Source organism: Agathobacter rectalis ATCC 33656 (assembly GCF_000020605.1).
GTDB classification, from domain to species: Bacteria; Bacillota; Clostridia; order Lachnospirales; family Lachnospiraceae; genus Roseburia; species Roseburia rectalis.
In genome coordinates this window covers 3,188,103-3,205,412 of the sequence record NC_012781.1, presented here as the reverse complement: position 1 = coordinate 3,205,412, position 17,310 = coordinate 3,188,103, and the positions used below count along the sequence as shown (strand labels likewise).

Sequence of the window (17,310 nt, the reverse complement as noted above, 5' to 3'; positions counted from 1 at the left end):
GTATTATGATGGTGGAAACAAAAGAAATTTCGGAATTGACGCGGTCGAATCGCATTGCGATGCTGTCACATATCAGTACGGTAACGGTTATGGTATTTTTTATGATATGGGAAAGCGTAAGAGGACAACTGTCTCCGGTATATATGACAATCGCTACGGTCGTTGGTGTTATACCTTTGATTGGCGAGGTGATTTGTTGGAAATCTAATACGGAACATGCGATGATCAAACATCTGGTTTCCTATGGATTTGCATTGTTTTACACAATATGTCTTTTTACCTCACCGACAAATCTGATTTATGTATTTGTAATTCCGATGATTTTTGTTGTCACCATTTACAGTGACACACGTTATCTTCTTCTGATTAATACAGGTACCATATTAGAGAGTATCATTGTTGTTGTGATCGGTGCGACAAAAGGCGGTTTTGGGTATCATGGAATCGAAGCAGCAGTTGTACAGATTGTTGTTATGATTATGGTTGGAGCGAATTCTGTTTTGACTACAAAAGTGATTCGCGAAAACACAAGAAAGAGATTTACAGAAGTGGCGCAGGCAAAAGCAGAGGCTGAAAATCTTCTGGAAAGAAATGAGGAACTTGATCAGCAGATTTCCGGCAATATTGCAGATATCAATGTACGTTTCGAAAAGCTGACAGCGGCATCTAAGACAACGACTGAGGCAATGCAGGAAGTATCTGCAGGTGCTACTGATACCGCAGAACATGTGCAGAATCAGTTGGAACAGACACATGCAATTCAGGACAAGGTGGATGAAGTTGCAACCGCTGTGGAAGAAATCGGAAACAGCATGACGCTTACTCTGAAAGCGTTAGCGGAAGGCAAACAGGATATCGAGCACCTGGCATCGGAAGTTGAAGCTTCTGTTGATAATGGAACCGAGGTTACAGAAAAACTGGAAAATCTGAACCAGTATATGGATGAAATGAATTCCATTGTAGAACTGATTGGAGGAATTACGAACCAAACAAGTCTTCTTGCATTAAATGCGAGCATTGAAGCAGCCCGTGCCGGAGAGGCAGGAAGAGGATTTTCTGTCGTTGCAACAGAAATTTCCGGTATGGCAACGAGAACCAAAGAAGCAACCGTACATATTACAGAGTTGATCAGCAACGTGTCCAATGCAATCATGGAGGTGGTCGGTGTTGTCTCCAATATGATAGATGGAATTAACGAAGAGAAGACTGGTGCATCGAATGCAGAAGAAAGCTTTGAAAGTATCGAGGACAATACGCGGGCAATTCAGAAAAATGCAGATACTCTTTCAAGAAGCATTTCCGAGTTGCAGAATGCAAATAAGGAAATTATAGATTCCATTCAGACAATCTCAGCAATTTCCCAGCAGGTATCGGCGCACGCAGGCGAGACGATGCAGGCAGAGGAAGAAAATTTGAATGTAATGCAGGATGTAAGTGCAATTATGCAGAAGCTGGCAACACTGGCTACCCATTAATAAGGGAAAATAAACAATAAAAGAAAGCTCTAATACTGTGACGAACTGCATAAATGAACTGAAAAATGTCATTTCATCACATAAAAGTGGTGAAATGGCATTTTTTTTAGAAAAACAAAAACAAATAATCACACAAAATCTTGTAAAAGGTGAAGATGCTGTAACGGTCATGATAAGACGGTCTGGGTTATGATTCAGGGAATTGTGCTTAATGTGATTTTCTATTTGTGGATGAATCGAAAAAATGTAAGTGTAGACGAAGAATAATATTTTCTGGCTAAATACATTGATAAAATCGTACAAAATAAGTATAATAATAGTACGAAGAAAGGAAGTGGTGATATGTCAATTACAGCAACTGAATTGAAAAATAATCTTGGAAAATATTTATTATTATCTGCAAAAGAAGATATTTTTATCACAAAGAATGGGAAAATAGTGGCAAAACTGACAAATCCACATCAGGACAGAGTAGAAGTAGCAAAATCCCTGTTTGGAATCTTACCAAAGGATGCAGACCTGAATGAAGCAAAAGAAGAAAGGCTTGGTGCAAAATAGATGAGGATTCTTGCAGATACAAATGTGATAATAGATGCCCTGACTTCAAGAGAGCCATGGAATAAAAGTGCAGAAGAAATATTTCTTATGGCAGCAAATCATACAATCGAAATGTACATTACTGCAAGTTCAGCAACAGACATCTATTATCTTATAAGGAAACATTTGCATAACACAGAAACAGCAAAGATGATAATGGGAAAGCTTTATTCATTGACTGGAATATTAGAGGTTACTGCGGATGACTGCATGGATGCACTTGCATCTGCAATCAGTGACTATGAGGATGCAGTTGTTGAAAAGGTGGCATCCAGAAAAGATATGGATTATATTGTCACAAGAAATATAAAAGATTATCAGGCAGGTGGAACAAAGATAATTCTGCCAGATGATTTTGTGAAACTTGTTGAAGAGGAATAATTTTTACCACTTTTTGGAAAAAACTGCAAAAAAATATAGTATCTATTGGCTTATCAGTATATTTTAAAAAGTGAGCAACACTTGTTCAGTAAGCATGAATAGTAGAATCTTTTAGTGTCTATTGAAAAATACCACGAATAATATACAATATTTGGGACAAAAAGAGGCGGTCAAAGTAGCAAATGGATATAAGTAATGTTGTTGTAATGTCTGAGTAATGTCATATAATGTTTCGAATCCTCATTTTACTTTAATTAGATGGAAATGCCTGTGTATTTCCGTATATAATGTGTTAGTAATGTTATTGTAATGTTTAGTAATGTTTGATATAGTTATGTTAAGAACATTGTTAATGGAGGAGATTCATGAAAATCAGAGAGCTATATCCAGATGTTATTACAGAAGATACAAGTTATGAATATAAAGCGGTGTTAAATCCGGATAGTCCGATTAAATGGGCAAAAACTCTTATTGGATATGCAAATGATAAGGGCGGAACCGTATTTGTAGGGGTATCAAACGACGGTGAAGCCTTTGGAATTGACCTTGAAGAAGTTGATAAAACAAAACTGCTAATTTCAAGGATTAATGACAGACATATTTTCCCACATATTAAGATTTCATATATGATGCGGAGCGTGGATTCTAATGCAGAACATTTTGTACTAGCCGTTAAAGTTGCTCCAGCAGACTCTGTAATAAGATATAGAGAGGGAGATTACAATGAAACAGTTTTTATAAAGGGAGATGGAAATGCGACTCCTGCAACACCGGAAGAAATTATCTCACTTTCAAAGAGAAAATATGGTGTAGATAATGAGACAAGCGAAGTGGCATATACTGATAATCAGTGGTCAGAATACCTTAATCTTTGTAAGGAATACAGACAAGATAAATCCGCTCCAACAATAAAAGAATTGCAGAACGAAGAAATAGTTTCAAAAGATGGGTATGCAAAATCAGGATTTATAATGTTTTCAGACAACTATAGTGAAGATGATACAATGATATGCTGCCGTTTGTGGAAAGGTAAAAACAAGACAGGTATCGTTTTAGATAGCAACAGATTCAGGGGGTCTATTGCAAATGTTTTTACAAATGCATTAAACTTTATTGAACGAAATACAAAAACAGGCTGGGTAAAAACAGAAAATGGCGGACGGAATGAAATCAGATCATATCCTAAGGAAGCTGTAAGAGAGGCGTTGGTAAATGCTATTGCCCATAGGGATTATTCTATTTCGGGAACACAGATTGATGTTGACATATACTCAGACAGAATAGAAATAGTTTCACCGGGGTCATGGTTACTGCCTAAAGATTACAATGCATATCCAGCTGGTTCAATACCCTCTATCAGAAGAAATGCTATCATAGCAGCTTGCCTGGATGTGGCAAATCTGATGGAGAGAGGTGGAACCGGTTTTCAAACCATGATTGAATCCTACAAAGCCTGTCCTGATGAAATTCAACCGGTAGTATCTATATATCCGGGATTCTTGAATTTGAAATTATTCGACAGATTATATAGGGATGAAGTTATAGAACTTGATTTGGAAGGACTTACTGATGGAGAAAAAGTTCTGGCTATTCTTAAGATGGAAGGACCAAAGCCAATTAAGGAACTGCAGATGTCTCTTAACTACCGAAGCAGAAGCCAATTCCTAAATGAGGTTATAAATCCTCTTATGAAATCAGGGGAGATATATAGGGATGGTAAGCCAAAATCACCAACAGCACTTATTAAAATCAAAAGATAAAATATCATTTACAGTGCGTGATTACAAAGCTGATATAAGAAAAGATGCGGCAGAGAAACTGAAAGAGCTTGAGAAAGCTATGACAAAAGGGAGGGCATAAAATGTCTGTTATATATAATGAAACAAGAAGAATCTTTAAGCTGGATACAGAAAATACATCATACTTGATCGGTATTTCACCGGAAGGATATGTTGGGCATGTATATTATGGAGAATATTTAGAGGATGCAGATGCGTACTATTTGTTAAGAACAGAAGAACCTCCGTTTACACCATCTGTAAATGAACGTGAAAAATCTTCATTTTTAGATTTCTTTCCGACAGAATATCCGTCCGGAGGAGTGGGAGATTATAGAGAAAGCTGCATTAATGTCAGAAATGAAGCAGGATGTATGGGAAGTGAGTTCTTCTACGATTCTTATGAAATTAAGACGGGGAAACCATCATTGGATGGGCTTCCGGCATCTTTTGGAGGAGCAGAGGACGTCACTACACTTGAGATTACCTGTGTTGATCCGGTCTTAAATCTGAAATTAATACTTTCCTATTCAGCATTTGAAAAGGAAGATGTAATAACAAGAAGCGTGAAAATAGTAAATACAGGAAAACAGCAGGTAAGACTTGAGAAAGTTTACAGTGCATGTCTGGATATGGATAATGAGAATTTTGAACTGCTCACACTTCATGGCTCCTGGGGCAGAGAGCGTCATATCCAGCGTCGGGTAATTTGTTATGGAAAGCAGCTTGTATCATCTGCAAAAGGAAAACCCGGACATCAGGAACATCCATTTATAGCACTTGTGACGCCGGGAACAAACCAGCAGCAGGGAAGAGTGTATGGAATGCATTTCGTATACTCTGGTAACTTCATCGGACAGGCAGAACTGACACAGTTTGATACTGTCCGTATGGTAATGGGAATCCATCAGGAAGAATTCTGCTGGAATTTACGAGGTGGTGAATCATTTCAGGCTCCGGAGGTTGTGCTGACATTTTCGGAAGAAGGACTTGGGAAGATGACAAGATCTCTTCATGATTTCTATCGTCAGCATATGATCAGAAGTAAATACAAAGATCAGAAGCGTCCGATTTTGATCAATAACTGGGAAGCAACGTACTTTGATTTTAATACAGAGAAACTTCTGGATATTGCAAGAGAAGCGAAAAAAGACGGCATTGAGATGCTTGTTATGGATGATGGCTGGTTTGGTAAGAGAAATTCGGATAACTGTTCACTTGGAGACTGGTTTGTAAATGAAGATAAGATTAATGGCGGACTTAAGCATCTTGTAGAAGAAGTGAAGAAAATAGGACTGAAATTTGGCATCTGGTTTGAGCCGGAGATGATTTCACCGGATTCTGAACTTTATAAAGTACATCCGGAGTGGGCAATTCATATTGAGGGACGTAAAGCAACACAGATCCGTCAGCAATATGTACTTGATCTTTCTAATCCGGAGGTTATAGATTATGCATATGAATCTGTGGCAAAGATTTTAAGAAGTGTGTCGATTGACTATGTGAAATGGGATATGAACCGGGAGTTAAGTGATCTTGGCAGCAGTTATCTTGACAAAGATTCGCAGCAGGAATTATTCCATCGTTATGTGCTTGGTCTATATAAAATGCAGGAACGTTTGATTACGGAATTCCCTGATTTGTTACTGGAAAACTGCTCCGGAGGCGGTGCAAGATTTGACCCGGGAATGTTATATTATAGTCCACAGATCTGGTGCTCAGATGATACGGATGCAGTAGAGCGTCTGGAGATTCAAGAGGGAACTGCACTTATCTATCCGCTGTCTACAATGGGAGCGCATGTTAGTGTGTGTCCGAATCATTCCGTAGGACGAATAACACCATTCGAAACAAGAGGACATGTTGCACTTGCAGGAACATTCGGTTATGAACTGGATATTACAAAGCTTCCGGAAGAGGAGCGTAAAATGATCAAAGAACAGACAGAAATGTATCATAAGTACAATGACCTTGTAAGAGAGGGGGATTATTACAGAATCGCTTCCTTCTCTGAAAATGGTCATTATGATTGCTACATGGAAGTCGCGAAGGATAAATCTGAAGCACTTGTAACTTATGTCCAGGTACGCGGTATGACGAATAATAAGAGTAGAAAGTTAAAGCTGCAGGGATTAGATCCAAAAGCAATCTATCAATTAGAAGGAACAGAAGAGAGCTATTCAGGAGAAATTCTGATGAAAGGCGGATATCTGTTTAAAGACTTCTGGGGAGATGCGGTCAGCAGACTGTACCATTTTATGAAAAAATAATAAGTAGTAAAAGAAAGCTGTGAGATAGTAAGAAGTTTTTATTTTTTCACAGCTTTTTTGTAGAAAGGAGACTATGAAGAAAAGTCTGTAAATTAGATTCTTCTATGATAAAGATGGGCGAAAGGCTTGAAAAATCAGCTTTTCGCCCTTTGTTTATATATAACAGTTACTAAAACGCATATCAAGAGCAGGCGGTTCTGCAGCCTGTTTTGCGATGGAATATTGCCTATTCTGGAAGTCCACTTTTTGTCTTCGTCATTTTCTATCTTACCTCCTGAACTTTTTTGCCTTTCAGCATATATATTCTAGATTCAAAATCGGTACAAGGAGTCACATTCCCTGGCACTTCACCAGCTGTCGCATCGGATGTGATCAATCCATAATTCATTAATTCATCTCCGTAATTTTCTGTATGGTTCCATACATTTTCATAAATCATATCAGGGTTCAATCCCTGTAATCTGACACGGCTATACGGCTGATTTACTCCATTTAAAACACGATAGTAGCCTACGATTGCAAGCGTGCGGTCTTCATTTGTCACCATCCATACCGTCTCATTTCCTTCGAATGGACTTTTCAGACGATAAAATGTTCCAAACTGTAACACTTCCCGGTATTCTTTCATAAATGTGATCTGTTCTTTTACTTCTTTGATCTCTTCTTCTGTCAATTTGTTGAGATCCAGTTCGTATCCAAAAGTTCCAAAGTATGCTACATTCGCTCTTGTATGTAATGGGGTATTGCGAAATACCTGGTGATTAGGGACAACAGACACATGGCTTCCCATACTGCTGAGCGGATAACACATAGAAGTTCCATACTGAATCTTCAGACGCTCAATTGCATCCGAATCATCACTTGTCCATCCCTGTGGTGCATAATACAGCATTCCCGGGTCAAATCTTCCGCCACCGCTGGCGCAGGATTCAAATAATACTTCTGGAAACTCATTTGTCAAACGTTCATACAGAGCATATACACCTAAAATATATGGAAAGTTTTTGTTTCCTTGTGAAAAATAATCTGTCTCATATACTACCTCTTTTACAATTGAATCTGTGCACTTGTTCCTTATGTTTGTTGATACAAGTATAGCGCACAAAAAAAGCATCTGTTATACCTTTTTGTTAGGATTTATATCTCAAATGTTAGGCATCAGATGCTTTTTTAACATTTTATCTATTCTTTTATCTAAGAAAAAAATACAATATTAACATGAATATCATGAATATAATATTGGAGGCTGTGAATATACCCAAATACTTCCCTCTCAGATTCCTGTTTTCTTTTGCAATATATTTGAAACTTATAAGGCTTGCCATGGATGCAATCAGAGTGCCGAGACCTCCAATATTGGTTCCGACAATTAAAGCCCGGTAATTATCTGTAAAGCCGGATAAAAGAAGCGCAGCGGGAACATTGCTCATAATCTGACTGGCAAGAACAGCAGTAAGTGTTTCCCTTCCTGCCATGATTGTTTCAAGAAAACTGCTGAATTGCGGAATCCTTCCAAGGTTGCCGATAAAAATAAATAATGCGATAAAGGTGGCAAGCAGGGAGTAATCCACCCTGCTTATATTTTCCCTGTTTCTTAGCAGCATATATATAAGAACCAATACAAGAGGAATCTGGTATGGAATGATACGTGCAACAGTGAGCAGGCAGATTGTAAATAAGATCAGGTAAGCGGCCAGGTATTCCATGTTAAGTTCTTTTCTGTCAGAGAATCCCAAAAGAGTTTTATCTTTTTCGGAACCGCATACGTGAGGTGCTTTGGCAGCGGCTACCTGTATCCATATCAGAAGAAGGATAAGTGCTGTGGCGGAATAGGGAAGCATCAGGGTTATTAATTCTGCCGCGGACATCCCTGCTCTGGCATATAGATAAAGGTTCTGCGGATTTCCGATTGGTGTGAGCATGCTTCCGAGATTAGCAGCGATTGTCTGCATGGCTACTATTTTAAGAAGCCAGTAATTACCCAGTTCCTTTGGCAGTTTATGCACAATGATCAGTGCAAAAGGAACAAAAGTAATCAATGCCACATCATTGGTGATCACCATTGACAGGAAGAAACATAAGAGTACCAACAGCCTGATCACACCCACAGTTCCTGATGTTCCCATCAGCAATTTTTGGGCAAGTATATCAAAAACACCAACAGCCTTCAAACCAGCTACAATTGCCATCAAACAGAAGAGGAGCCCGAGAGTCCTGAAATCGATATAAGTAAAATAAGCCTTATCCGGTCTGACCCAGAACATAGAAAGAAGCGCCAGGATCACTGCAATTGACAAAACAGTTTCTTTCCTGAAAAAAACATATAATTTTTGTAACATAATATTTCCTTTCCGGTCTGATACGACCCCATATAAGTATATCACAGAAACATCCAGAATAAGAAGAGTCAATATTTTGGTCGTCTCGTTTTTCTTTTATGCAGCTGGAAGGAATTTCGATTCCTTCATAGCTATATTGGGGATGTTTGGTTCTGTCAATAATCATTTTCGGATAAGAATCTCGAATCTGAAGCAGAGCATGGGAGTACTTGTTGCTCTTTTATCAAATTTTGTGTATATTATAGTACTGGTAGTGGGATACGTAGCGTGCAGGTGTTTGAGGCACTTTAGCGATCTGCGATGATGAACCCAGGGCTGTACTCTGTACGGTGCAGGAAACTGCGGTTGTAAGACAGTGTAGATTATAGATAGCAGAATAAATTATAGATAGAAAGGAGTTTCAGGATTAAATATGGCAGAAATAAAGAACTCGGAATCAGATATGAGCACTCAGCAGAAAGCTGAGCTGGACAAAGAGAAAAGAAAAGAAGAGAAGAAAGAGGCAAAAAGAGCAAAAAGGCAGCACTACAGGGAACTGAATGAGCCACCAAAACTCACCGTGCTTGAGGAAGTGGGAAATGCAGTCACCCATGGAATAGGAGCAGGACTTGCCATAGCCGGCTTTGTCCTTCTTCTCCTGAAGTCAGACACAGGGCTCAAAGTGATGGCATCGTGTTTTTATGGAATATCACTGATATTGATGTTTCTTATGAGCTGCCTGTATCACTCATACAAATCCGGGCTAGCAGTCAAGCGTATCTGGAGAAGATTTGACTATTCCTCGATATATCTGCTGATAGGCGGAACATTTGCTCCGATGTACCTTGTGTACTGGGAAAATGTGCTTGGAATAGTGTTGTTCTGTGTGCAGTGGGCGCTCATCATAGCGGGGATCACCATCATATGTGTGTTCGGACCAGGCAGGTTCCGACCGATACACTATACGCTGTACTTCGTCATCGGATGGAGCGCCATCATGTTCATTCCAGACTGGTTCAGAAATGACAAGCCGCTTTTGGGGTGGATCGTGGGCGGTGGTATTGTCTATACGCTCGGCATGATTCCATTTGTGAAGGACACCAAGGGGATGCACTTTATCTGGCATATCTTTGTGATGCTGGGGGCTGCGCTGCATTGGTTTGGAATGTACCTTTATGTGTATTAATAAAAGATAGATAAAAATGGGCCTATTTTCACAGTCCATTTTTCTGTTGCTAGTAGTTGATTACAGACATAAACAATGGTATCCTTTAGTCAGTTATAAACATGATGAGTAAATATTATAAATGCGAGGAGAAAATGTTATGGATAGAGTAGAGAAAATGCTTGGAAGAATGAAAGCAAGTAAATTATACAGATGTGTGGATTGGGATCCGGAGGGTAAGGCGAAGGATCTGGTAGATAAGTTCAACAGTGCTTCGAGGTCTGAGACTATGACAAGAACCGGAGAATATCTTGGAAAATTATTTGCACACATGGGAAAGGAGTGTTATATAGAGCCACCTTTTTATTGTGACTATGGAACCAATATACACGTGGGAGATTATTTCTATGCAAATACAGGGCTGATAGTTCTGGATCAGTGTGATGTCATCATTGGAGATCATGCATTTCTGGGACCAAGGGTCAATATATACTGTGCATGTCATCCGATAGATGCGATGATCAGAAATACCGGTGTGGAGCTTGGCAAGCCGGTTACAATAGGCGATAATGTATGGATCGGTGGCAATACGGTCATCAATCCGGGGGTGACCATAGGTTCAAATGTTGTCATAGGCTCAGGGTCGGTTGTCACAAAGGATATTCCGGATAGTGTGATAGCGGCAGGAAATCCATGTAAAGTCATAAGAATGATAACAAATAAAGATAAGGAATATTGGCTTAAGCAGCTAGAGGAATTTGAGGCAGACACAGGTGAGCAGGTAAAGCTGGAGCAGGACTGATTCAACATTGCTGCTGTGAGTTGAGATTCCAAAGCGTTTTTCTATACCACACATCCTAATGAAGATCCAATAAAAGTTATAAAAAGGATGAAACAGACTGATAACTTTAAGTTCGACGAGGCAAATGTTATGAATGAATTAGTATATAGAAATCTATCCGAAGATGAAAAACGACAAATATGTGCATGGAAATATGGCGGAGAATACGATTTGTATAATCTTCCTTCTTATGAAGAAATGCAAGTTCGACAGATAGGATTCATGAATCCCCAAAGGGAAAAAAATTATTATGGTTTTTGGGATGAAAGCATATTGGTAGGATTTGTCAATATATTGGAGGAAAAAGAAGAGATATTTATCGGAATAGGCGTAAATCCTGATTTGTGTAATAAACATTATGGTCAACGAATGCTCTCGATTACTTATGAGATTTCAAAAAAGTTATATCCTAACAAGCCGTTGTATCTGGAAGTTCGTACATGGAATATCAGAGCGATAAAATGCTATCAAAAAGCAGGATTTAGGATCGATGGACAAGCTTATGAGTTGACAACAGGAATTGGTACTGGAACATTCTATCGAATGATAAGAGAATAGGAAACAGCACATGAAATATGATAAGGTAGTGGAAGCAATTTTCATAGAACGTCCAAATCGTTTTATTGCGCGGGTAAAGATTGACGGAGCGGAAGAGGTAGAATTGGTTCATGTAAAGAATACGGGCCGTTGTCGTGAATTACTGCTGCCAGGGGCGGAAGTGATTTTGGAAGATTGCATAGAAAAGAATCCAAATCGAAAGACACGTTATGATATGATTGTATTAAACCAGAGTATGCCTTTGGAAACAGCCGGATGGATTTCTATATGGAAAAAGGAAAGCAAAAATATCTAATGGAAGTCAAAGGCTGCACCCTTGAGATAGACGGAGTTGGATATTTTCCGGATGCCCCGACGGAAAGAGGAGTTAAGCATTTACGGGAACTTGCAGCTGCGTGCGGACAAGGATATAAATGCTTGATTGCATTTGTGATTCAAATGGAGGAAATCAGTGAAGTCAGGCCGAATACGGCAATGCATCCCGAATTTGGCATTGCACTGGAAGAGGCAAAGGACGCAGGTGTTGAGGTGCTTTCCCTGAAATGTCATGTTGGGATGGATAGGTTGGAAATCATAGGATAAAATGAGCCTTGAGGGCAAGGCTCTAAGGGAGAGAGAAATCTATGATACGAGAAATTGAGAATAGAAGAAGTATAAGAAAATATAAGCCAGATGAGAGCGAAAGAAAAAGATAAACTGGTTGACAGGAATTGTTGCGGTTGGCTTTGCCGACGAAGCTCCGGACAAAAGACCGAGGAAACCATTCGAAGAAATCGTTGAGTACAGATAGGTAAATCGTTAAGGAAAGAATCGAAGGTGGTGCAAACGAAAAAGCAGTATTGAGACTTTTCATTAACTGCCCTTTCGTTTGCATCAATTTCGATTTTTTCTGGTTGAACAAAGCGCGTCAACTTTATATGGACTTTTAATTCTGACACTCTATTTATAATAGCATAGCGTGTACACATAGAAACACATAGAATTTATAATTCAGTCCTGTATTATGACACCAGAAATAAGCCTCCCTAAGGAAGCTAAAAAAATATACAGTTATGATACGTTAACAGAGCATATGTGGTTTTGGTTTTATAAAATGTTGTTCTGTAGGCAGAGGAATAATCTTACCACCACAGGAAGAGCACTTGCATATATCTTTATTATAAAGAAGACGGATAATGGCAGGTGCATCCATATCTTTCAGCTTGGAAATATATTTTTTGCAGCCAAGGATGTTTCTGCATAGGGTAATCTTTTTCTTCTTATTTCTGGATGAAAGAAGACCATAGTGCCTGATACGTACAAAACGTTTTGGAGGAACATGCATTAAAAATCGACGGATAAATTCCTCGCCGGATATGGTAATCTCTTTCCAAAGCCCTTGGTTTTTGTAATCTTTAGCAGAAAATGTAACTGTAGATTCTGTCATGTCTTTGATACGGTAGTTGCTGATAGCAATCCGGTGGGTGTATTTTCCAAGGTATCTGATGACAGATTCGGCACCGTCAAATGGTTTCTTGCAATAAGGAATCCATTCCTTTGCATAGCAGGTATTTAACAATTCCTTAAAAGTATAGTAGTTTTTGTAAGGTGCAGCCGATCCATGAAATTCAAGCCTGTCATTTTCCCAGAGCTGCTTAAGTTCAGCCATGTATTTTCCACGAAACGTTTTTGAGATTACCTTAATCGGAAGGAAAAAATCTTTCCCATTGTCTTTCCAATGATTTTTCACATCCAGCCCTCCACCAAGAACAATCGCATGGATATGAGGATGAAAATTCATGGTACTTCCCCATGTATGGAGGATACAGATATAGCCGATATCAGTCCCAAGATATTTATTATCAGCAGCAAGTTCACTGAGAGTATCTGAAGCCGCATGATAAAGAGCAGTATATAAGAATTTCTGGTTGCTGTAGATAATGGGATTGAGTTCTTCCGGAACTGTAAAAACCACATGGAAATAAGGAGCATCTAAGATATCCTCACGCCGTGCATCTACCCACTTTTCCTTTGGAAACTCCTGACACATAGGACAGCATCTGTCACGGCAGGAGTTATAGTGGACTGACATGCAGCCGCAGTCCTCGCATACGCTTACATTCACACCAAAGGCACCGGTTTTGCAATTCATGATGTGATAAGCGGCCTTTCGCTGAGCGGGAGAAATACTATGTGTGGATTCAAAAGATGGATAAAAACGATGAAAAACATCCTGAATCGTACAATCCTTACTCATGATTCACCACCTTCCGGGTTGTCGAACGGGCTGCGGATCCCAAGAAGTGTCTTGTTGCTCACATGAAGGTAAACATCTGTAGAGCGAGGATCAACATGTCCCAGAAGTGACTGGATATATTTTATATCTGTGCCACTTTCGAATAAGTGGCTGGCAAAACTATGACGGCACGCATGAGAGGAAACATGACGGGTAATGCCGGCGAGTTTAGCACTTTTCTTAAAGAACTGGTTAACACCGGTTATATCAAGATATCCACCGGTCCAGGAACTTGGAAAAAGGATATCTTTAGGGCGACCACATTTGTACCAATACTCAGTGAGAAGGTCTAAATTTTTTTGAGACAGAATCGTATACCTGTCAATTCTGCCTTTGGTTTCACGAACATGAATTGTCATGTTGGTACGGGAAATGTCATCATAATGGAGATGAACGACCTCCGATACACGTAATCCAGAAGAATACATAGTTGCAATAATCGCTTTATGTTTCAGATTCGGAGTGGCATCAATGATTGCATTTATTTCATCGCGGGACAGAACAGCAGGAAGATTGCGCTCTCTTTTCATAGCTGGAACAGTGTCATCATCCCAGACAGTCTTCAGCACCTTTTTATATAAGAACTTTATTGCAGACCGATAGTGATTGTGAGTTTCAGGAGACCTTCCTTCCAGACGTTTGGCTGTAAGAAAACTTTCCGCATCTTCAAGCGTAAGATCAGAAACGTTTTTTCCAATCCAACGAAGGAAGTAACTGACATCAGAGCAATACAGTTGAATAGTTCTTTCACGCAGGTTACGTTTTTCCGCTTCATTGCGGATAGATTCAAAAATATCTTTATACATAATAAAACCTCCAGAATAAGTAGTGTTAATAATTACATCTACCTATTCGGAGGTGCATTAGCGTCATAATTCCGATTGCGGAAGAGACTGGAAAATGTTATTCTTATCATAGGCAGTGGAGCTTTCTTAGTTCAGTTGTTTCGTGTGGTAACTTAACAATAACGGATTATGAAAAGTAATTCCACTGCTTTTTAATAAAAATAAAACTGCGCCACAGCCTTGGCAGGCCATCGCGCAGCGATTTTGTTCAATCGAGATTTAAGCAAGAGATGATTTGCAATAATGGAGGTTACTTATGAGTCTATTTGATGTATTGAGTAAGGGTTTCTGTTCAAAAAAAAGGGAATCAAATGAAATATTATCACAAGAAGAGTATAAAGATAAGTTTTTACATGGTGATGAATATATTAAAAGAGAACTTTATGACGAATACATATCTCGAAGGTTGTCAGAAGAATTCGGGTTGAAATATAATGAAAAGATAAAAAAATGGCACTCTGAATGGAGTGCTAATCGGCGTTTTGTGGTCGAATTATGTTATCCAAGAGGAAATCACATATACTTGCGCTGGGGATATAATTATGATTTTATCCCTGATATCAATAGTAAAAATAAGTTGACATGGCATCGGACAGAAAGTTCTGTAAAAATACACATTGCTGATGCTTGGTATAATCACATAGAGGATGAAAGAGAACAAGACTGTGGATATACAAAGGAAGAATTTTATAATCCAAGGAAATGTACAAGTTTTCAATATCAAATACCTACCTACACGTCCGATATAGAATTTGCATTGGAATATATAAAAAATGTGATAGATAAAAATATTCCACTGATAAGAGAGTGGATAAATAATGTACAAACAGTTGATGATGCCATTACTGTTCTTAATCAGAGGATAGTAACTTTACCACATATATATGTTCCGTATATGTGTCATATCAGAGCGTTTTTATATGCAAAGAATAACGATATAGATAATGCAATCGAATCTATTAAACAAGGTTATGAAAATAGCGAGATACCACAAGTTATAATTGATAAATTGGTTCAGATTGCTAATGGGTAAGAAAGAGACAAATTCCAGTTTTGATTTGACTTAATTCATAACATTTATTAACTGTTATATCTTATCCTCGTGAAGTCCGCAACCCCTTGAAAATGCTAAATTTGTAGCGAGTGAGTTTGCCCTTACGCTTTCCCTTGTGTTATATCCTTTTCCCTCATGTTACGAATGCTCACAAGGGCAAAATTAAGGGAAAGAAAATCCAGTAACAAATTATAACATGAAATGAAAATGGCAGGAAGAACGGATTGAAATGCTTTCAAAACTTTTAGAAAATTAAGGAAAGGACAGATAAGATATGAGATTGATTTATGCAAGATATAATCCGCAATGTAATAGCATAGATGTAACCACGTTTGAAAATGTAGTGCTTAGAATTGATTGCAATAAGGCAGAGGAAGGATTGAGAACTACTCCCGGCTCCCAGTGTTCGTTGAATGCTTTGGCTATTGATAATCCATTAGAATATGCAAGATTATACTTGGATGGAGAAATGCAAGTATGGGTTGATGCAGAGGATCGTTTAGATACGTGGTGATTTTGCTAATATAATATCATGATAGAGGTCTAGTACTAAAAATTCCAGAAAAATATATAGAACGTACGGTTATTCCATAATAAGAGGCAGGAATCTTAAGTTTCTAGATGTTTGAATTTTGCCTTAAGGTAAATAGAGAGGACACATTGATTTTTCAGTGTATCCCCTCTATTTAAAATTATTTTTAAATAGTTCTTGCACAAAAACAAATAGCATGCTAAAATCTATTTAAAGAAAGTTTTAAATAGGTAAAAGATATGGGAGAAACTAACATTTTTAAAGTATTGGCAGATAGCCAGCGAAGAGACATTCTTATTATGTTGAGAAATGAACGATTAAATGCCGGAGAGATTGCTGAAAAATTACAGATTACACCGGCTGCTCTTTCTTATCATTTAAAATTACTTAAAAACGCAGACTTGATATCTGAATATAAAGAGAAAAACTTTGTTTATTATGAAATCAACACTACGGTTTTCGATGAATTAATTATATGGGTTAACCAGTTTGGAGGAAAAAAAGTATGAAAAAAATAATGTGGATAGTAGCAATGATACCAGTTGTAGTTACAAGTGTTGTACTACAGTTTATGCCTGATATTATACCTATGCATCATGACTTGGAGGGAAACACTGACAGATGGGGAAGTAAAACAGAAAGCTTTATTTTTCCGGTAATTATTTTGTTTATTACACTGTTTTGGCACTTGCTAATCTATGTGTTTGAGAAAAAATCAAAAAATGCAAATACAGAAAAGGAACAGATGGAAGCAAAATCTTCTGCAAAGGTATTATGTGTTGTAGGAATTTCGCAAGCAATCATGTTCGGGATTATGCATTATTTTATTCTTTATTCTTCTTGGATACAGGCAAATGCAGGTGGTGAACATGCGGTTATTGACATTGCAAAAGTTTCATGTATTTTGTGTGGTATTATATTTATTGTATTAGGAAATTTTATGACAAAGGCAAAACGAAATGCAGTAGTGGGAGTTCGAACCGTTTGGAGTATGCACAATGATAATACATGGAGAAAGAGTAACCGCTTTGGTGCAATATGTATTATTATTACGGGGTTATTGACTATCATTACAACCGTATTTACAAGTGGGATGACTGGCACAATCTTTATGTTGATTTATTTATTATTAGCAACAATTGTAACTGTGGTATACTCAAAAAAGATATATGATAAGGAAATAAAAAAATAATTTGTATCTTTATGCGAGAGGGTGAAATT

17 protein-coding genes and 2 pseudogenes are annotated in these 17,310 nt (G+C 38.2%); 14 read left to right on the top strand and 5 right to left on the bottom strand.

All coding sequences use genetic code 11. The features are described 5' to 3' along the window. Window positions 1-5: 5 nt before the first annotated feature. The 5 genes from EUBREC_RS15190 to EUBREC_RS15170 all read left to right on the top strand — a co-directional run bounded on the left by EUBREC_RS15190 (window position 6) and on the right by EUBREC_RS15170 (window position 6,501). A complete protein-coding gene (locus EUBREC_RS15190) occupies window positions 6-1,475 on the top strand; it encodes a methyl-accepting chemotaxis protein (protein ID WP_012744134.1) in 1,470 nt (489 codons plus the stop codon). 342 nt (window positions 1,476-1,817) lie between these two features. After that, window positions 1,818-2,033, top strand: coding sequence for a type II toxin-antitoxin system Phd/YefM family antitoxin (locus EUBREC_RS15185; RefSeq protein WP_012744132.1), 216 nt, complete (start codon window positions 1,818-1,820; stop codon window positions 2,031-2,033). Continuing rightward, window positions 2,034-2,453: a PIN domain-containing protein gene (locus tag EUBREC_RS15180; RefSeq protein WP_012744131.1), complete on the top strand. Its 420-nt coding sequence runs from the start codon at window positions 2,034-2,036 to the stop codon at window positions 2,451-2,453. A 365-nt stretch (window positions 2,454-2,818) separates the two neighbouring features. Continuing rightward, window positions 2,819-4,213 carry an ATP-binding protein gene (locus tag EUBREC_RS15175; RefSeq protein WP_012744130.1) on the top strand — a complete coding sequence of 465 codons (1,395 nt, stop codon included), beginning with the start codon at window positions 2,819-2,821 and terminating at the stop codon, window positions 4,211-4,213. Between the two features lie 101 nt (window positions 4,214-4,314). Then, complete coding sequence (locus tag EUBREC_RS15170; protein WP_012744129.1) at window positions 4,315-6,501, top strand: alpha-galactosidase; 2,187 nt, start codon at window positions 4,315-4,317, stop codon at window positions 6,499-6,501. A 262-nt stretch (window positions 6,502-6,763) separates the two neighbouring features. Here the strand turns inward: EUBREC_RS15170 and EUBREC_RS15165 are convergent. The 3 genes and pseudogenes from EUBREC_RS15165 to EUBREC_RS18405 all read right to left on the bottom strand — a co-directional run. Further along, window positions 6,764-7,516: pseudogene (locus EUBREC_RS15165) on the bottom strand (alpha-galactosidase); the annotation flags it as partial. A gap of 175 nt (window positions 7,517-7,691) precedes the next feature. Next, a complete protein-coding gene (locus EUBREC_RS15160; protein ID WP_012744127.1) occupies window positions 7,692-8,840 on the bottom strand; it encodes an SLC13 family permease in 1,149 nt (382 codons plus the stop codon). 112 nt (window positions 8,841-8,952) lie between these two features. Continuing rightward, window positions 8,953-9,036: pseudogene (locus tag EUBREC_RS18405) on the bottom strand (ATP-binding protein); the annotation flags it as partial. Between the two features lie 216 nt (window positions 9,037-9,252). Between EUBREC_RS18405 and trhA the strand changes: the two are divergent. From trhA to EUBREC_RS18225, 5 genes are all read left to right on the top strand, one after another. Continuing rightward, on the top strand, window positions 9,253-10,005 hold the full coding sequence (trhA, locus tag EUBREC_RS15155) for a PAQR family membrane homeostasis protein TrhA (protein WP_012744126.1): 753 nt from the start codon (window positions 9,253-9,255) through the stop codon (window positions 10,003-10,005). A gap of 139 nt (window positions 10,006-10,144) precedes the next feature. Then, entirely contained in the window at window positions 10,145-10,786 is a 642-nt protein-coding gene (locus EUBREC_RS15150; RefSeq protein WP_041254299.1) for a sugar O-acetyltransferase, read from the top strand. Between the two features lie 129 nt (window positions 10,787-10,915). Next, window positions 10,916-11,383, top strand: coding sequence for a GNAT family N-acetyltransferase (locus EUBREC_RS15145; protein WP_306718531.1), 468 nt, complete (start codon window positions 10,916-10,918; stop codon window positions 11,381-11,383). A gap of 10 nt (window positions 11,384-11,393) precedes the next feature. After that, complete coding sequence (locus EUBREC_RS18230; protein ID WP_012744123.1) at window positions 11,394-11,678, top strand: PDDEXK family nuclease; 285 nt, start codon at window positions 11,394-11,396, stop codon at window positions 11,676-11,678. Continuing rightward, window positions 11,651-11,965 carry a DNA/RNA nuclease SfsA gene (locus EUBREC_RS18225; protein ID WP_012744122.1) on the top strand — a complete coding sequence of 105 codons (315 nt, stop codon included), beginning with the start codon at window positions 11,651-11,653 and terminating at the stop codon, window positions 11,963-11,965. Before EUBREC_RS18230 ends, EUBREC_RS18225 begins: the two co-directional genes overlap by 28 nt. 478 nt (window positions 11,966-12,443) lie before the next feature. Here the strand turns inward: EUBREC_RS18225 and EUBREC_RS15130 are convergent, their stop codons facing one another. Further along, complete coding sequence (locus EUBREC_RS15130; RefSeq protein WP_041254295.1) at window positions 12,444-13,619, bottom strand: IS91 family transposase; 1,176 nt, start codon at window positions 13,617-13,619, stop codon at window positions 12,444-12,446. Continuing rightward, the gene (locus tag EUBREC_RS15125) at window positions 13,616-14,464 is read right to left on the bottom strand and encodes a tyrosine-type recombinase/integrase (protein WP_012742056.1); all 849 of its coding nucleotides are present in this window, start codon (window positions 14,462-14,464) and stop codon (window positions 13,616-13,618) included. The genes EUBREC_RS15130 and EUBREC_RS15125 overlap by 4 nt, the downstream gene beginning before the upstream one ends. 295 nt (window positions 14,465-14,759) lie before the next feature. Here EUBREC_RS15125 and EUBREC_RS15120 point away from each other — a divergent pair, with 295 nt between their 5' ends. From EUBREC_RS15120 to EUBREC_RS15105, 4 genes are all read left to right on the top strand, one after another. After that, window positions 14,760-15,536 carry a hypothetical protein gene (locus EUBREC_RS15120; protein WP_008400128.1) on the top strand — a complete coding sequence of 259 codons (777 nt, stop codon included), beginning with the start codon at window positions 14,760-14,762 and terminating at the stop codon, window positions 15,534-15,536. Between the two features lie 295 nt (window positions 15,537-15,831). Then, window positions 15,832-16,071 (top strand): DUF6061 family protein, encoded by a 240-nt coding sequence (locus EUBREC_RS15115; RefSeq protein ID WP_005604353.1) that lies wholly within the window; start codon window positions 15,832-15,834, stop codon window positions 16,069-16,071. Between the two features lie 257 nt (window positions 16,072-16,328). After that, window positions 16,329-16,598, top strand: a complete 270-nt coding sequence (locus EUBREC_RS15110; RefSeq protein ID WP_005604351.1) for an autorepressor SdpR family transcription factor — start codon at window positions 16,329-16,331, stop codon at window positions 16,596-16,598. After that, a complete protein-coding gene (locus EUBREC_RS15105; RefSeq protein WP_005604349.1) occupies window positions 16,595-17,281 on the top strand; it encodes an SdpI family protein in 687 nt (228 codons plus the stop codon). The genes EUBREC_RS15110 and EUBREC_RS15105 overlap by 4 nt, the downstream gene beginning before the upstream one ends. The last annotated feature ends 29 nt before the right edge of the window (window positions 17,282-17,310 follow it).

Coding starts and splice junctions, on each gene's coding strand:
- EUBREC_RS15110 (WP_005604351.1), top strand. CDS start 16,329: ATGGGAGAAACTAACATTTTTAAAGTATTGGCAGATAGCCAGCGAAGA.
- EUBREC_RS15160 (WP_012744127.1), bottom strand. CDS start 8,840: ATGTTACAAAAATTATATGTTTTTTTCAGGAAAGAAACTGTTTTGTCA.
- EUBREC_RS15145 (WP_306718531.1), top strand. CDS start 10,916: ATGAATGAATTAGTATATAGAAATCTATCCGAAGATGAAAAACGACAA.
- EUBREC_RS15125 (WP_012742056.1), bottom strand. CDS start 14,464: ATGTATAAAGATATTTTTGAATCTATCCGCAATGAAGCGGAAAAACGT.
- EUBREC_RS15150 (WP_041254299.1), top strand. CDS start 10,145: ATGGATAGAGTAGAGAAAATGCTTGGAAGAATGAAAGCAAGTAAATTA.
- trhA (WP_012744126.1), top strand. CDS start 9,253: ATGGCAGAAATAAAGAACTCGGAATCAGATATGAGCACTCAGCAGAAA.
- EUBREC_RS15180 (WP_012744131.1), top strand. CDS start 2,034: ATGAGGATTCTTGCAGATACAAATGTGATAATAGATGCCCTGACTTCA.
- EUBREC_RS18225 (WP_012744122.1), top strand. CDS start 11,651: ATGGAAAAAGGAAAGCAAAAATATCTAATGGAAGTCAAAGGCTGCACC.
- EUBREC_RS15170 (WP_012744129.1), top strand. CDS start 4,315: ATGTCTGTTATATATAATGAAACAAGAAGAATCTTTAAGCTGGATACA.
- EUBREC_RS15185 (WP_012744132.1), top strand. CDS start 1,818: ATGTCAATTACAGCAACTGAATTGAAAAATAATCTTGGAAAATATTTA.
- EUBREC_RS15105 (WP_005604349.1), top strand. CDS start 16,595: ATGAAAAAAATAATGTGGATAGTAGCAATGATACCAGTTGTAGTTACA.
- EUBREC_RS15120 (WP_008400128.1), top strand. CDS start 14,760: ATGAGTCTATTTGATGTATTGAGTAAGGGTTTCTGTTCAAAAAAAAGG.
- EUBREC_RS15175 (WP_012744130.1), top strand. CDS start 2,819: ATGAAAATCAGAGAGCTATATCCAGATGTTATTACAGAAGATACAAGT.
- EUBREC_RS15115 (WP_005604353.1), top strand. CDS start 15,832: ATGAGATTGATTTATGCAAGATATAATCCGCAATGTAATAGCATAGAT.
- EUBREC_RS15130 (WP_041254295.1), bottom strand. CDS start 13,619: ATGAGTAAGGATTGTACGATTCAGGATGTTTTTCATCGTTTTTATCCA.
- EUBREC_RS18230 (WP_012744123.1), top strand. CDS start 11,394: ATGAAATATGATAAGGTAGTGGAAGCAATTTTCATAGAACGTCCAAAT.
- EUBREC_RS15190 (WP_012744134.1), top strand. CDS start 6: ATGATGGTGGAAACAAAAGAAATTTCGGAATTGACGCGGTCGAATCGC.